Raw genomic sequence first — 16,439 nt, forward strand, 5'->3', positions numbered from 1 at the left:
CGCACCGACGGTGCAACAATAGAGGCATGAGCGATCTCAGTGCGTTGAATCTCGAACCGGGCGACATGGTCGGCGGCTACACCTTGGTCTCCCGCTTGGGGGCGGGCGCCATGGGATCGGTGTGGCGCGTCGTCGACGGCGGCGGGCAGTCCTATGCGATGAAGATCCTGCGCGACTCGCTCTCCGACGACGACGCGCGAGCGGCCGCGCAGGACCCGAATCTCAAGGAGCACGTCACCGCGCGCGAGCGGCTGCGGCGCGAGGCGATGGCGCTGCGCAAGGTCTCGCACCCCGGCGTGTGCGGCATCGTCGATATGGAATTGGACGATTCTCTGGCGTTCATCGTCACCGAGCTCATCGACGGCCGCAACCTCAGGGACGACGTGGCCGTCAACGGCCGCTACACCGGCGACGATCTGGAACGTCTGGCCCGCAAGCTGATCGAGGCGGTCAAGGCCGTGCATGCCGCCGGGCTGGTGCACCGCGACATCAAGCCCACGAATGTGATGGTGAGCGCCTCCGGCCCGGTGCTGGTGGATTTCGGCATCGCCATGGGCGCGGGCGAAAGCCATGTGACCCGCACCGGACTGGTGATGGGCACCCCAGGATTCATCGCCCCGGAGATCATCGACGGCGCCGAATCGGACGAGCAGACCGACTGGTGGTCGGTGGCCTCGGTGTTGGCGTTCGCCGCCACCGGCGCTCCCGTGTTCGGCACCAAACCGATGATGGCGGTGCTGGAACGCGCCGCCGCCGGCAACCCCAATCTCACCGGCCTGCCGGCGAACACGATGGCCGCGTTCCGCTCGGCCCTCGCGCCGGACCGCGCGCAACGCTGCTCCCCCGACCAACTGCTGCACGCCATCGCCGTGGACGCCTTGCAACCGCTTGACGGAGGCGACCGAACCGGCGATTCCGCGGAGGTGGTGCGCCCTTTTGAGGCTTACGCGGCAGGTGCCGCGGCCACCGCCCGCGTGTCGGACGACAATCCCCGCATGCGGTGGCGCGACGAGGATGACGCCGACATCATCCGCACCGAAGCGATGGGCGCGGCGGCCACAGCCCACACGGGCGAGGCGGACACCGTCACGCTGGCCGAAACGGCCGCGACCACCGCGATGAATCCGCGGACGAGGGAGGCAGACGGGACGGCGGTGATGCCGCGCGCGACGACCCCGCTCGAGCAGTCCGGCGCAACCCGCATGATGCCGGCCGCGGTCCCGCTCCAGGCGGCACCGGCCCAAGGGCAGCAGTCCTGGAATCCCGCCGACCCCGCGCCCACGGCGGTGGATCCGACGATACGACCGGCCTTGCAGCGCGTGATCGACCAGGCCGCGCAGTCGGTGCCCACCGAGGCGATCGCGCTCGCGCCGGCCGTCAATCCCGCCGACGCGCGGCGAGGGCGCCTGCTCAAACGGGGCGTGCTGCCGCTGTTCATACTCGCCTTGCCGCTGGCCGTGTTGGCCTCGGCGCTGCCATGGGCCGCCCTGATCGCGGCCGCGGCGCTGCTGTGGCTGCTGCTCACCGCGGGATACAACACCGCCGCCCAATTGGAGCGCGAGTCCAAACGCGGCGGCGCGCGCAAAGGCACCGATACGATGCTGCGCGTGGCCTCCCTGCCCTGGCATCTGCTCAAGGGGCTGCTGGCCGCCATACCGCATGCACTGGCGATGGCGCTGGTTGTGGTGCTGGTGACCGCCGCGGGCGCGTGGGCGCTGGATCTGCCGTACGCCATGGTCGACCTGTCTGTGAGCGGATGGGTGATTCCGCTGCCGACCCTCACCGACACCGCGCTGTCGTACACCGGGCTGACGCTGGCCTGCGCCACGACGGTGGGATGGCTGCTGACCGTGTTCGGCCCGCGCTCCATGATGGTGCGGCTCGGCGCCGGAGCGTTGCGCGGCGAGCGGCGAGCGGACAAGACCATGGCGGGAACGGCGGCCGCGCAAGCCACGCCGCCCGCGTCCTCGCTCTAAAGCACCCGGGCCGACCGTCCGCACCCTTGCCGAACCACCCCGCCGAACTGCCCGCCGGGCCATCCACCGCTCACCAATCCCCTTGCGCACCGCAGCCCATATCCTCCTTCTCGCGCCCGTCCCACTCCCCCAACCCAGAATTCACACGATTTCCATACCATATTCACGCAGTCCATGCGTTCGGCCGAGGCATAATACGGCATCTGCCGTTATCATGGGGGCGAACAGACGTACGGGAGGAATGTCATGGCAGATCAGAAGCGTCAGACGAAGCGCGCCACCCGCGCCGAACGCCGCGCGGCGGAGGCGGCCGCCGAACGGGCGCGCGCCGAACAGGCGGCGAAGGAACGCAAGCAGCAGACCATCATCGGCCTGGTGGTGGTCGCCATCATCGTCGTGCTGGTGGGCATCGCCGGATTCGCGGTCTGGCGCACCACCCACCCCAGCGACACCGACTCGCAGGCCTCGAGCATGACGGTCGACGAAGCGTACGAAGCGCTGCAGGAGGTGAGCGACAAGCCCGCGAACGCCGACGACCAGGGCGGATTCCTCATCTCCCAGAACGGCTACGGCACCAAGGTCGACGGCGTGCCGACCCTGTCGATCTACATGGAGCCGCTGTGCCCCGGCTGCGCCAGCGTGAACCGACAGCTCGACCCCACCCTGATCGAGCTGATGGACGCCGGCCAGATCAACCTCGACCTGCATTTCATGACCTTCCAGGATTCCAAGAGCACCGACGTGTATTCCACCCGCGCGTTCAACGGGGCCGTGTACATCGCCGAACACGACGACGATCCCGACCATCTGCTGGGCTATCTGGCCAACATCTACGCCGAGGACTTCCAGCCCGGCGAGTTGGACGACTACACCTCCGTCAGCGACGAGCAGCTCAAGGAGCAGGCCATCGCCGCCGGTGTGAGCAGCGAGGTGGCCGACGCGGCCTTCAGCGGCGAATACGAGTACCAGGAGTGGCTGAAAGCCTCGGACGCCTACACGATCCGCCGCGAGGAGCTGTTCTCCTCCTCCGGTTCGTTCTCCTCGCCCACCCTGACGATCAACGGCACCTACTGGTCGTTGAGCGACCTGTCATTGGCCGATATGACCATCGTCGACGGTTTCCTCAAGTCGATCGGCCTTGACGCCGACCAGGTCGGCGTGTCCGGCGAACTGCCGTCCATCGGCGCCGACGGCAAGCCCATCTCCGTCACCACCGAGTGAGCGCGCCACACCGGCGGCACCCACGGTTTCTACCGTAAACGGGTAACGGCGGACGGAGCGCGAAGCGATCCGCCAACGCCACGGCACAGCGGAATTGACCGCGCGCCATCTGCTGGTATGCTAGTCATTTGTTCGGGCGAGTCGTATCGCCGGGACAGCCGCCTCTTTAGCTCAGATGGCCAGAGCGGCCGCCTTGTAAGCGGCAGGTCGTCGGTTCGATCCCGACAAGAGGCTCGTCGCGCGGGAAAACAGCGTATGATGAGACATACGCGGAAATTCCGTGTGAGATTCTTACCTTGGGTAAGTGGTCCAGGAGCCTTCCCCCCAAATTGTATGGCTTCCTGGATAGGGCAAGGCATCCCCCCAACCAGTCCTTGCCCACACAGGGGGCGGGACATCCCCTTCTCTCCCGCCCCCTTTTTCTTTGCCCGCACGGGTTCCATGGGTTGTGGGGGTTGTGGGCACATTGGGGACGCTGGGACGATTGTCCGGCGGCGGACAGCCCCGCCCATTACGATATAAGCCGTACCGCCCGCGAAGGAAAAGAGGACTATGGCACGGCGATGGACCCCGCAACGGTTTGTGCGACTGCGCCGGGCGCGCGTGATGGCGTGCGTGGCCGCCGTGGTGCTGTCGTCGGGCACCGTGTTCGGCATCACCGCGCGCAAGGCGGTGGCGTTGAACGTCAACGGCGAGACGACCACGGTCATCACCTACGCGACCACCACCGCCCGTCTGCTCGAGGAGCAGGGCATCGACGTGAAAACCCACGATCTGGTGGAGACCTCATCCGGCGAGACGCTCGCCAACCACGCCGTCGTCACCGTGCGCAGCGCCTACCAGACCACCATCACCATCGACGGCACCGAAGTGCCGTTCTGGACCGTGGCCACCAGCGCCGAACAACTGCTCGGCTTCTTCGAGGAGAACAACGCCAACGCCGCCAAGGTGACGGTGAACATCGACAACATCTACAACCAGCTCACCGGCGGCCTGGTGATCAACGAATCCGGCCCCGTCACCGTCATCGCGGACGGCACGAGCTCCGAGGCACCCAACGGCAAGCTGCCCGCCGCCTCGATTCTGGACTCCAAAGGCATCACGCTGAACAAGGAGGACCGCGTCAGCGTCGAAAAGAACGACGGCGAGACGATCCTGCGCGTGCAGCGCGTCACCCACGGCGAGGAGACGCGCACGGTGGAGATCCCCTTCGACACGCAGACCATCATCGACCCCAATCTCGCCTCAGGGCAGAGCGAGATCCGCCAACAGGGCGAGAACGGCGAGAAACAGCAGGTCTACGACGTGACCTATGTGGACGGCGTGGCCGAGTCGGAAACCCTGAAGTCGGAAACCGTCACGCGCATGGCCGTCGACCAGATCATCGCCGTCGGCCCGCAGGCCACCAGCGATCCGACCGACACCAGCAACGGGCAGGCGGACTCCGGCTCGAACACCACACCGGACGAATCCGGCTCCTCGAACGGCGACTCAAGCGGATCCGACTCCAACGGCGGAAGCGGCACCGACTCCGGAACCACGGGCGGCGGATCCTCGTCCGGCGGCTCATCCTCGGGCGGATCGTCATCCGGCGGAGACTCCGGCTCGTCCGGCGGATCCTCGTCGGGCGGCTCATCCTCGGGCGGTTCCTCGTCCGGCGGATCGTCGAGCGGCGACTCCTCCGCCTCGCAGGGCCGACTGTGGCATCCGACCCCGGCACAGGCGCAGACCTATGCCGCGGGCGCGGCGGCGCAACGCGGCTGGACCGGCAACGAGTGGACCTGCCTGTACAACCTGTGGATGCGCGAATCCAGCTGGCTGTGGTACGCCGAGAACCCCTATTCCGGCGCCTACGGCATTCCGCAGTCGCTTCCCGGCGACAAAATGGCCACGTTCGGCGCGAACTGGCGCGACGACGCCGCCGTGCAGATCGACTGGGGCCTGTCATACATCGCCCAGCGGTACGGCAGCCCCTCGCAGGCGTGGGCCCATTCCGAAGAGGTCGGCTGGTATTAACGCCCCTCACCCAACGAAACAGCACCTCGCCCCAAGGAACGCAAGGCATGACCATGAACGATTCTCATCTGGATGACGCCACGGCCTCCGGGCCGCAGACGACCGGCCATCTGCTCGGCGCGGCCGACATCCGCCGCATCGCCGCCGACGCCGGCATCAGCCCCACCAAGAAGTTCGGCCAGAATTTCGTGATCGACCCCGGCACGGTGCGCCGCATCGTGCGCGAGGCCGGCGTCACGGCCGACGACCATGTGATGGAGGTGGGCCCCGGCCTGGGTTCGCTGACGTTGGCGATTCTGGAGACCGGCGCGACGATGACCGCCGTGGAGATCGACCCGCCCGTGGCCGAGCGGCTGCCCGACACCATCGCTCAATTCATGCCCGAGGCGGCCGGGAGGCTCACCGTGGTCAACCGCGACGCGCTTGCCGTGACCCCGGAGAATCTGCCCGACTTCGCCGGCGAGAGGCCGTTCACGCTGGTGGCGAACCTGCCGTACAACGTGGCCACGCCGATCGTGCTCACCCTGCTGGAGCGTTTCGCCAACCTCGATTCCTTTCTGGTGATGGTGCAGAAGGAGGTGGCCGACCGTCTGGCCGCCGCGCCCGGCAATAAGATCTACGGCACCCCCAGCGTCAAGCTCGCCTGGTACGGGCGTGCGGAACGCGCCGGCGTCATCGGCCGCAACGTGTTCTGGCCCGCGCCGAATGTGGATTCCGCCCTGGTGCGCTTCACGCGGCATACGCCGGACGAGGCGGCCGCGCTGGGATTGGACGGCGACGAGGAGATGCGCCGGCGCGTGTTCCGCCTGATCGACGCGGCGTTCGGCCAGCGGCGCAAAACCCTGCATGCCGCGCTGAAACACGAACTGCCGAGCGAGGCCTTCGAGACCGCCGGCATCGATCCGACCCGCCGCGGCGAGACGCTCACCGTCACCGAATTCGCCGCGCTGGCGGCCGCGGCACGGGAGGCGGAGCGATGATCGGCACTGATATCATCGGCCGCACGGTGCGTGTGGACTGCCCGGCGAAAACCAATCTCACCCTGTATGTCGGCGCGCCCCGGGCCGAATGGGGCGGACGCCACGAGCTCGACACCATCTATTGCGCCATCAGCGTGTGCGACACCGTCACCGCCACGGCCAAAGCGCCCGGCACCGGCTTCTCGCTGTCCATCGAGGGCGCGCATCTGGGCGATCTGGCCTCGTCGGGCAGCGATATGCGCCGCAACCACGCCGTGCTGGCGCTGTTCGCCATCGCCAAGGCCGCGGGGCGCGATCCCGATGTGGGGCTGACCATCACCAAACGCATTCCCGTGGGCGCGGGATTGGGCGGCGGTTCGGCCGACGCGGCCGCCACGCTGCTCGCCGTGAACCGTTTGTGGGAGTTGGATTGGCCACTGGAACGACTCAGCGACATCGCCGCCACCTTGGGCGCGGATATGCCGTTCTGCCTCTTTGGGGGCTATGCGCGTGGCACCGGTTTCGGCGAGCGGTTGGAGATCCTCGCGCCCGACGGCGAACAGGCGCGCGAACTGGCCGCCCAAGGTTTCCGCGGCCATGTGCTGGTCGGCGCCTATCAGGCCCAATTGAGCACGCCGGAGGTGTACGCCGCCTTCGACCATCTGGGTACGGATCCGGCGGCGCGCAACCATCTGCAGCGCGCGGCCATCAGCCTGCATCCGCGCAGCGGACAGGCCATCGACGCGGCCGCGGCCGCCGGCGCCTCGCATGCCTTCCTTTCGGGATCGGGCCCTTCGGTGGTTGCCTTCGCGCCCGACAACCCTGCCGTGCGGGCCATCACCGACGTATGGAAGCGCGAACGGCTGGTCGACCGCATCATCGTCGCCACAGCCCCGGCCGCACCGTCCGTCAGCGTCACCCAGTGACGCTAAGGTTACAAGCAACAGCGGGATGAAAAGGAAACGAATATGACGCAGCATGATGAACGTCAGGCGCGCAAGGAGTATGTGCGCAAGCGCCAACGACTCGTATTCACCGTCAGCGGCGCGGCGTTGGCCGTGATTCTGGTGGTCGCGCTGATGTTCTTCTACCACGCGTTCGGGCTTGGGCTCAAGGAATCGCCCGTGGTGCAGCCGAATTACGGCAACACCGCGCCCTGCGCCGTGGATGGCGAGGACGGCGCCGCGGCCACCTATGTGGCCAACGGCCAGGTGAACGTGCGCGTGCTCAACGGCACCGACCATCTGGGACTGGGCAGCGCCGTCGGCGAGGCGTTGGCCAACCGCAACTTCACCATCCAAGTGATCGACAACTATTCGAGCACCTCGGTGACGCGCACCACCATCTACTTCGGCAAGAACGCCATCAACGAGGCGTACACGCTGGCCGCGAACTTCACCGACGCGACCATGGTGATGACCGCCCGCGAAGACAAGCTCATCGACCTGGTGATCGGCGCGACCTTCAGCGACCTGCAGGATATGGACGAAGTGCCGCAGGCCGGCGCGGAGATCACCAGCATCGAAGGCTGCGTGGCCGCCGACTCCATGACGGATCTGCCGGCCGACACCGAGCACACCGCCGTCTGATATCTATACCCCCGTCAGAAGATCCCGTGAAACATCATGATTCGCGATGTTTCACGGGATCTTTTGGTATACCCCCGTCGGAATGTGCCGTGAAACAGCCGGATTCGCCGTGTTTCACGGCACATTCCGACGGGGGTGTCGTTATGCGCGCACCGAGGCGTACCAGGATTTGAGCTCGGCGACGGCGACGTCATGCTCGACCGGGCCATTATCCAAGCGGTATTCGAGCATATGCTTGTAGGCGCGGCCGACCATGGGGCCGGGCTCCAATCCGAGCAGCTCCATGATCTCGTTGCCATCCACATCGGGGCGGATCGCGTCGAAATCCTCCTGCTCCTTGAGCACGCGCACGCGCTCCTCCATCTCGTCCATCGCATGCGCGAACACCGCCGCCTTGCGACGGTTCTGCGTGGTCGCGTCGGCGCGCGTCAGGCGGTTCAGACGCTCGTAGAGATGACCCGCGTCCTTGACGTAGCGGCGCACGGCCGAATCGCTCCACGGTTCGTCCACATAGCCGTGGAAGCGCAGATGCAGGTTCACCAGCTCGCTCACGTCCTCGACCATATGGTGGTCGAAACGCAGGGCCTTGAGCCGTTTGCGGGTCATTTTGGCACCCACCGCGTCGTGATGGTGGAAGCTCACCTTGCCGCCGGGCTCGAAACGTCGGGTGCGCGGTTTGCCGATATCGTGCATGATCGCGGCCAGACGCAGCGTCAGATCAGGTCCGGGCACAGGGCCGTCCGCGTCGGTTTCGAGCGCGATGGCGCGTTCCAGCACGACCATCGTATGGTCGAAGACGTCCTTATGGCGATGCTTCTCGTCGATCTCCAGCTGCAGGGCGGGGATCTCCGGGAACACCCGGTCGGCCAGGCCGGATTCCACCAGCGCCTCAAGGCCGGCGCGCGGGCGCTCGGACAGCAGGAGCTTGACCAGCTCGTCGCGCACGCGTTCGGCGGAGACGATTTCGATGCGCTCGTTCATACGGCAGATCGCCTCGGCGGTTTCGGGGGCGATGGTGAAGCCCAGCTGGGCGACGAACCGCACGGCGCGCATCATGCGCAGCGGATCGTCGGCAAAGGACTGTTCGGGGTCGACGGGCGTGCGCAACACGCCCTTGGACAGGTCGCCGGCGCCTCCGAAGGGGTCGACGAACTCCAGGTCGGGCACGCGCAGCGCCATCGCGTTGACGGTGAAGTCGCGGCGCGACAGATCGCCTTCGAGCGTGTCGCCGTAGTTGACCTCGGGTTTGCGCGAGTCGGGATCGTAGGTGTCGGACCGGTAGGTGGTGACCTCCACCTGCACTTCGGTGCCGTCGGCGCGTCGGCGCATGGCGCCCAGCGTGCCGAATTTGCGGCCCATATCCCAAAAGCCGTCACGCCCCCAACGGCGCAGGATCGGCTCGAATTCCTCGGGTTTGGCCGAGGTGCAGAAGTCCAGGTCATGGCTGGGGCGGCGCAGCAGCACATCACGCACGGGGCCGCCGACCAACGCCAGCTCATATCCCTGTTCGGCGAACAGTCGACCAAGTTCGATGGCTTCGGGCCATACTTCGAAATCCAATTGGCACCCTTCCTGGCTGTCTTTTTTCTGCCCTACCAGCATACCGTTACCCCACCTGCACACACAGTTGAGTAAGGTGGGTAGCATGATTACGCCCGCCGACCTCGCCCGCATGCTCGCGCATGCCGCCGATGCCGCGGACGACTCTACCCAAAATCGCCTACTGTACACCTCGCAATCCGCGGACGGCGCGGAGTTCACCGCCTCCATCACGGTGCGCGTGTCCAAACCGTCGGACGATGGTTCCGGCACCGCGCAGCCGGCGGAGAACGGCGTGGCGGACTCCGCCGACACGCCCGTGCCATCCGGCCCCACGCCGAAGATGATGCCGCGCCGCCGATCCTCGGACGGCCCCACCACCTTCGCCTCGCTGGACGCGCAGGAACTGCCGGTGGTGCGCGAATACTCCGCCGGCGGGCTCGTTTTCGACGACCAAGGCCGCGTGGCGATCATCGCGCGGCATTCGCGCAGCGGCCATCTCGAATGGTGCCTGCCGAAGGGCCATATCGAAAAGGGCGAGACGCCCCAGCAGACCGCCGTGCGCGAAGTGCATGAGGAGACGGGGATCCTCGGCGAGGTGATCGACTCCATCGCTACCATCGACTACTGGTTCACCGGCACCACGCAGCGCGTGCACAAGCTCGTGCATCACTTCGCGCTCAAACGCGTCGGCGGCGAACTCACCGTCGAAGGCGATCCGGACCATGAGGCCGAGGATGCGATCTGGGTGGATTTCAAGGATCTGGACGACGTGCTGAGCTACCCCAACGAGCGCCGCATCGCGTGGCTGTACGCACGTAAGATGAACAGGCAGGCTGACGAGTGACCCTACCCGCTTTCCCCACGCACGGACGAGACCGCAACGCATCACGATTCCACCGGCTGGGCGCCGCCGCATGCGCGTGCATCTGCGCGCTGGCGCTGTCCATCGGCGCGCTCGGAACCCCATTGGCCGCCTATGGCGATGAGGACGACTCCGCGCAAACCGATTCCGCCCAAACCGAGGACGCGCAGACCAGCGCCGACGATTCCGGCGCCGACGTCATCGCCATCGACCAATCCACCGCCGTGGTGAGCGCGACCTCCGGCTACCATCTCGTCGCCACCATCACCAACCGGTCGGACCAGGATCTGCCGGCGGGCACCCTCAGCGTCTCCACCAACGCGTCGTACACCTTCGTTTCGCGCACGGATATCCAGGATTGGGCCGACGGACAGGCGAGCATCCCCACCCCCAACGAGCTGGGATCGGTTCAGGTCCCCGCCCTCGCCGTCGGCGAATCCGCCACGGTGAGTCTCGACGTGGACAGCGCGCAGACCGCACTCGCCGCCATCGTCACATGGGGACCCAAGCCGCTGCGCATCGCCTATCAGCCGCAGGACGGAACGGGCGAATTCCTCCATACCTTCCTGACCCGCTCCTCGGACGGGCTGTCCATGCAGCAGACGCCCGCCATGGGACTAACCGTGGCCATGCCGCTGACCAGCGACCAATGGCAGGTCGACGACGAGACGATCGACGGGCTGGTCTCCGGCGACGCCGATGACGAAGCGGCCACGGCGGTGACCCTCGGCAGCGACGACAGCAAGGCCGTCAAGGCCCGCGAACAGGCCTTCGCCAACCATCCGATGCTGCAGGTCGTCGCCGACCCCTCATACCTCAACGCGGTGCAGATGCCGCCGAAGGTCGCGGGCGTCACCCAGCCCGGCGCGTTCGACATCACCGACTATGCCGCCTACGGCGACGCCGACGCCTACACGCAGGCCGGCGTCTCCACCGATATGTGGAACGCGGACGCGGCCCAAAGCCTCTACCGCGAGGCTTTGGGCGACGAAAGCGCGTCGGCCGCCGCCTACGCCTGGCAGGGCGAGCGCGACTGGAGCGCGCAGGCGCTGAACCAGGCGGCTCAGCAGGGATACGACACGGTGATCGCGTCCTCGTCCTTCGACCAAAGCGAAACCGACACCGTGCACACCGGCACCTACGTGGTGCACACCGACGCGGGCGATGTGACCGTGCTCAGCGAACAGCGCGAACTGGGCAAGCTGGCCAAAGGGCAGGCCCTTAGCGAAACGGCCGCCGCGGAGACCACCGACGCGGGCCTGCTCGCGCGGTTCATGGCGCAAAGCGCGTTCTATCAGATGGAACAGCCCTACACCTCCCGTAATCTGCTGGTCACGCTGGACGCGAACGCCGACGCGGAGTGGATCGAACAGCTGATGGGCGCCGTGGAGCAGGCGTCATGGCTCACGCTCACCGATCTGGACACGATGGCCACGGCCGACGTGTACGACGAATTAGGTATGGAGCAGGTCGACAACGGCGAGCAGGCCGCCACGGACGCGCTGGAGGGCACGCTGTCGACGCTGAGCGCGACCCGCAACGACATCACGCGCCTGAGCACGGCCATTCTGGACGACACCGACGACGGCAACGCCGACACGCAAAACGGGGAATCGACCAGCGCCGACGAGTGGATCGCCATGCTGCTGGACACGCATGACGACATGGCCCTGCACGCGCTGGGGGCCGCGGACGGCAGCGCCGCCCGCACGCGGATGACCGAAGGGATGCAGCTGCTGTCGAGCTCGCTGCTCGGCGCGGTGACCATCACACCCTCCGAATCGGTGACCGTGGTGAGCGAATCCGCGCAGATGCCGGTGACCGTCGACAACACGCTGCCGTACGCCGTGCGCGTGCGCGTCTCGTCCCTGACCGATTCCATGCAGATCGTCACCTCGCGTCTCGCGGACGTCACCGTGCCCGCGAACGGCGAGGAGCAGGTCACCTTCACCATCCGCGTCTCCACCTCCGGCTCGGCCACCGCGACCATCGCCTTGCAGGACCGTGACGGCAATGCCTTCGGCGCCACCCAGAACACACCCATCACCAGCGTGCTGCGCATCAGCGATATGAGCGGATTCGTGATCATCGGCTTCGCCGTGCTGCTGGGCGCGCTCGGCCTGTGGCGCCAATTCCATCGCAAGAAGGATGCGAACGCATGAGTTCTTCCGTAGGACGCAATTCGTTGATCATGGCCAGCGGCACCGCGGCCTCGCGCGTGACCGGCCAGCTCCGCACGATCCTGCTGGCGGCGGCCATGGGCACCACCGGTCTCGCCGCCAACGCCTACCAGGCCGGCACCATGATCCCGCAGGCGGTGTTCACGCTGATCTCGGGCGGCATCTTCAACGCCGTGCTGGTGCCCCAGATCGTGCGCACGTTGAAGGAGCGCGACGCCGAAGAACGACTGAACAAGCTCATCACCCTGGCCATCACCCTGCTGCTGGGCATCACGCTGCTGATGGCCGTCGCCACCCCGCTGCTCACCAGACTGTACGTCAGCGGCGGCGAGGACATGCTGGCGCTGACCACGGCGTTCACCCTGTGGTGCATGCCGCAGATCTTCTTCTACGGCCTATACACGGTGCTGGGGCAGATTCTGGCCGCGAAAAACCATTTCGCCACCTACGCGTGGAGTTCGGTGGGCGCCAATGTGATCAGCTGCGCCGGATTCACCGCCTTCATCCTGCTGTTCGGCAAAGCCAACGAACAGCCGCTGGATTTCTGGACCGCCGATAAGGTGACGATGACCGCGGGCGTATGGACGCTCGGCGTGGCCTTCCAAGCGCTGGTGCTGTTCATCCCCCTGCGCCGCGCCGGCATCCGGTATCGTCCCAGTTGGGGCGTCCACGGCATCGGCCTGCGCGCTATGGGACCGGTCGCGGCATGGAGCTTCGCCATCGTGATCGTCGACCAGATCACCACCATGGTGAACACACGCATCATGTCCAGCGCGCCGGCCGCGGCCCATGAGGCCACCGGCATCTCGCTGTACGACGTGGCCGGCAACGCCACCTACCAGAACGCCTTCACCATCTACATCCTGCCGTATTCGCTGATCGCCGTTTCGGTGAGCACGGCCGTGTTCCCGAAGATCTCGGCCGCGATCGCCGAGCGGCGTCTGGATTCGGCCAGGACCGACCTGAGCTATTCGCTGCGCAGTGTGGGCGTGCTGATGCTGTTCTTCACCACGGCCTTCGCTGTGATGCCGGCGCCGATCACGCTGGTGCTGCTGCCCTCCATCAGCGTCAAGGAGGCGTTGCTGATCGCCTCGCCGTTGATGACGCTGGGGTTCGCGCTGCCCATCACCGGCGCGTTCATCATCATCCAGCGCACGTTCTACGCCTTTGAGGACGGACGCTCGCCCTTCCTGTTCCAAACGCTGTATTCCGTCATCCAGCTGACGATCATCCTTCTCGCCACCACCTTCGTCGACCCCACCCGATGGGTGTGGTGTTTCGCCCTTTCGGTGGTCATCTCCTATCTGATGGCCTTCCCGTTGCTGGTGATCCGTCTGCGCAAGCGTTTCGGAGGAACCATGGACGGCAGGCGCATCGCCATGACCTATGGCAAAGCGGCGCTTGCGGCGGCGGTCGCGATCGTGGCGGGACGTCTGGTCAGCGGTCCCGCGCAGTCGCTGCTGGGCGTCCGGCTGAACGCGGACGACGGCACCATGAACTGGTTTCAGGCCGTGGGGCTGTGCGTGCTGCTCACCATCGTGATCACCGTGGCGTATGTGGGCGTGCTCTGGCTGACGCGTTCCGAGGAGCTGCTGGGCATCGTCGATATGGTGATGGGCAAGCTGGGCCGCCGCCGCGCGACGGGTGACGTCGACGACACCGCCTCCGAGGCCGGCGAAGCCGCCCCCAACGACGATGCCCTCTCCACTGACGAGGCCGCCCCCACCGTTGTTCCCTCCACCCCCGTTGTTCCCGCCGCCACCGATGGCGGGAACGGCGATGGAGACGCTACCCCCGATACGTCACATTCCGGCGATCTTCCGCCCCAAACGGCCAGTCCCACGGCTAAAATGACACCAGCGATGCCGCAAGGGCCGGCAGAACATCACATAACGGAGTCGAAGAACACTATGAAACCGCAGCTGGGAGATACCATCATCGGCCGCTACACCCTGGTGTCGCTGTTACGCGACGAACCCGGTGTGCAGGCTTGGCGGGCGAACGACCGTATGCTGGCTCAGGATTGCCAGCTTTTCATCGTCACCGACGGCACCTCGTTGCAGGCCGTCAACACCATCGCGTCGGGCATGGCCGCGTTGCAGCACCGCCAATATGTGCGGGTGCTGCAGCTGCATCAGAACATCCAGTCGTCGCTGATCGTCACCAAACTGGACGAGGGCATCTCGTTAAGCGACTACATGCGGTTGGACCGCCAGCCGCTCAGCCATGCCGCCATCCGCTCCATTCTGGGCGAGCTGATACAGGCCGCGCGTCCGCTGGTCAGCGCCGGCGTGCCCGCGATCCGTCTGACCACCGATACGGTTCGTCTCACCTCCGCCGGCCTCCAGTTGGCCGACGCGCCGCTGGCGCCGATGATTGCGGATCCTTCCGCCGCTCTGACCGCGTCCGGCGAGGCTGATTCCTTCGATATGACCGTGACCAGCGCAACGGCCATCCACCAGATCGCCGCGCTGCTGGTGGCGATGCTGACGCGCACGCCCAGCGACCAGTGCACAGCGGAGATGGTGCGGGATCTTTCCTGGGATATTCCCGGTGAGTTCCGTTTGATCGTGCGCCGAGGCCTGTCCACGCAGGATATCGACGCCAACGAGTTGGCGATGGAGTCCTTCGCCGAGCTGGATGCGCTGCTGGGCGAGTGGACCCCGTTGCATGAGCTGGACGAACGGGATATCGTGCTGCCGCTGAGCGATAGCGGATGCTCCATCCAGCAGGTGCCGCTGAAGCCCGTCGATCCGGAGTCCATTCATGAGCTTTCGGAGTCCATGATCAGCACGGAGCGTATGCCCGACCTCTCGATTGACACTATGTCAACCTCCTTCGGCGCCGCGGACTCCGACGATTCCAGGCCCGACGTACTGGCCAAGCCGAAGGCATTCGCCCAGAATCACGGTTTCAGCTCCTGGGACTTCACCCTTGGCACCCAAGAGACCTCCGACGACTGGTATCCCGAGTTCAATGACAGCACCTCTCCGGCCACCGTAGCGGACGGCGCGCAACTGACCGTGCCCATCGCCATCGGAGGTATGGACGACACCGCGCTGATCACCCCCACCTCGGCGGTCGAGTCCACCAGCCGAATCCCCGTGATCGGCGAGGACGGACAGCCCAAGCCGATGGTGCCGATGTCCACGGCCCAGCTGGAATTGGAGGAGGAACAGCGTCGCAGCCAAGCGGCGATCGCCACCCCCACGCCGCCGAGCTTCACTCCGACCCAGCAGCCGGAACAGCCCGATACGCCGGATGACGAACCGCTTGCCGACGAGCGCCTGTTCGGCCGTCTCACCACCAAACTGGTGGTGGTGATCGTGTGTGCGGTGCTGATCATCGCCGCCGCCTTCCTGGCCGTGCGAGCCCTGCAACCCGAGCCGAACACCGGTGGCATCGTCGACGACACCTCCGACAGCAGCAGCTCCAACTGGCCAGAAATGGACCTCGAAAAGGTTCCCTTCGGTGACAGCAGCACCTCGCAGGGCGATGGCGATACCGCCGACTCGAGCGATACCGGCGATCAGACATCGAATAGCGCGGACGACTCCGACGGAGCCGACGACGCGAACGCCGATACGGACGCGGATACGGACTCAGACCAGGACGGCACGACCGGGTCCACCACGCCGATCACCGCCGACCGAGAGGTGGGCGCCGTGCCGCAACCGCGCCACGAGAACAATACGGCCTTCACCATCAGCAGCCAGGAATTCCTGACCAATCCCGCCGGCCAGCAGGGCTTCGCATTCCATATGCACCTTGACCAGCCGCAGGACACCTACCGTATGACGATCACCATCCGCTCCTCGGGCGGCAGGGGATATATCATCGCCAACAGCGACTCGGATCCCACCCAAGGCGAGCAGGTTGCCGATTTCACCTTCGCGGAGGGCGGCACCACCGAGGTTCGATTCACCAAGGTGGTGAACACGCAGGATCTGCTGCTGTGGGTGCCAATGGACAGCCTGCCTGACAACCAGCTCTACATCGAGCGCGTGGAGGTTTTCTAATCACCTCCTGCACCTCGTTGCCTCTTACGATGGAGCCCGCCTTGGAATGCAAGGCGGGCTCCTTTTAAAATTGAG

General features: G+C 66.2%; 10 protein-coding genes and 1 tRNA gene. 10 read left to right on the forward strand and 1 reads right to left on the reverse strand.

Annotated elements, in window-relative coordinates; translation table 11 throughout:
* Positions 1–26 precede the first annotated feature (26 nt).
* From BL8807_RS03950 to BL8807_RS03980, 7 genes are all read left to right on the forward strand, one after another.
* Positions 27–1,976, forward strand: coding sequence for a serine/threonine-protein kinase (locus BL8807_RS03950; protein WP_072724470.1), 1,950 nt, complete (start codon positions 27–29; stop codon positions 1,974–1,976).
* Between the two features lie 246 nt (positions 1,977–2,222).
* On the forward strand, positions 2,223–3,197 hold the full coding sequence (locus BL8807_RS03955; RefSeq protein ID WP_072724466.1) for a DsbA family protein: 975 nt from the start codon (positions 2,223–2,225) through the stop codon (positions 3,195–3,197).
* 160 nt (positions 3,198–3,357) lie between these two features.
* Positions 3,358–3,431: transfer RNA gene (locus BL8807_RS03960), tRNA-Thr, on the forward strand.
* A 318-nt stretch (positions 3,432–3,749) separates the two neighbouring features.
* Positions 3,750–5,213, forward strand: a complete 1,464-nt coding sequence (locus BL8807_RS03965; protein WP_072724464.1) for an aggregation-promoting factor C-terminal-like domain-containing protein — start codon at positions 3,750–3,752, stop codon at positions 5,211–5,213.
* Between the two features lie 53 nt (positions 5,214–5,266).
* Complete coding sequence (gene rsmA, locus BL8807_RS03970; RefSeq protein WP_094725482.1) at positions 5,267–6,193, forward strand: 16S rRNA (adenine(1518)-N(6)/adenine(1519)-N(6))-dimethyltransferase RsmA; 927 nt, start codon at positions 5,267–5,269, stop codon at positions 6,191–6,193.
* Positions 6,190–7,098, forward strand: a complete 909-nt coding sequence (locus tag BL8807_RS03975) for a 4-(cytidine 5'-diphospho)-2-C-methyl-D-erythritol kinase (protein ID WP_072724460.1) — start codon at positions 6,190–6,192, stop codon at positions 7,096–7,098. Before rsmA ends, BL8807_RS03975 begins: the two co-directional genes overlap by 4 nt.
* Positions 7,099–7,140: 42 nt before the next feature.
* Positions 7,141–7,761, forward strand: coding sequence for a LytR C-terminal domain-containing protein (locus tag BL8807_RS03980; RefSeq protein ID WP_072724457.1), 621 nt, complete (start codon positions 7,141–7,143; stop codon positions 7,759–7,761).
* Positions 7,762–7,902: 141 nt separating this feature from the next.
* Here the strand turns inward: BL8807_RS03980 and BL8807_RS03985 are convergent, their stop codons facing one another.
* On the reverse strand, positions 7,903–9,321 hold the full coding sequence (locus BL8807_RS03985; protein WP_072724454.1) for a CCA tRNA nucleotidyltransferase: 1,419 nt from the start codon (positions 9,319–9,321) through the stop codon (positions 7,903–7,905).
* Between the two features lie 85 nt (positions 9,322–9,406).
* On the opposite strand from BL8807_RS03985, the gene BL8807_RS03990 reads away from it, so the two are divergent.
* From BL8807_RS03990 to BL8807_RS04000, 3 genes are read left to right on the forward strand one after another with little or no spacing between them, the layout of a single operon-like run.
* Positions 9,407–10,147 carry an NUDIX hydrolase gene (locus tag BL8807_RS03990; RefSeq protein WP_072724452.1) on the forward strand — a complete coding sequence of 247 codons (741 nt, stop codon included), beginning with the start codon at positions 9,407–9,409 and terminating at the stop codon, positions 10,145–10,147.
* Positions 10,148–10,203: 56 nt separating this feature from the next.
* The gene (locus tag BL8807_RS03995; protein WP_370737541.1) at positions 10,204–12,327 is read left to right on the forward strand and encodes a DUF6049 family protein; all 2,124 of its coding nucleotides are present in this window, start codon (positions 10,204–10,206) and stop codon (positions 12,325–12,327) included.
* A complete protein-coding gene (locus BL8807_RS04000; RefSeq protein WP_072724450.1) occupies positions 12,324–16,364 on the forward strand; it encodes a murein biosynthesis integral membrane protein MurJ in 4,041 nt (1,346 codons plus the stop codon). Before BL8807_RS03995 ends, BL8807_RS04000 begins: the two co-directional genes overlap by 4 nt.
* Positions 16,365–16,439: the final 75 nt, after the last annotated feature.

This window comes from Bifidobacterium lemurum (assembly GCF_014898175.1).
Taxonomy (GTDB): domain Bacteria; phylum Actinomycetota; class Actinomycetes; order Actinomycetales; family Bifidobacteriaceae; genus Bifidobacterium; species Bifidobacterium lemurum.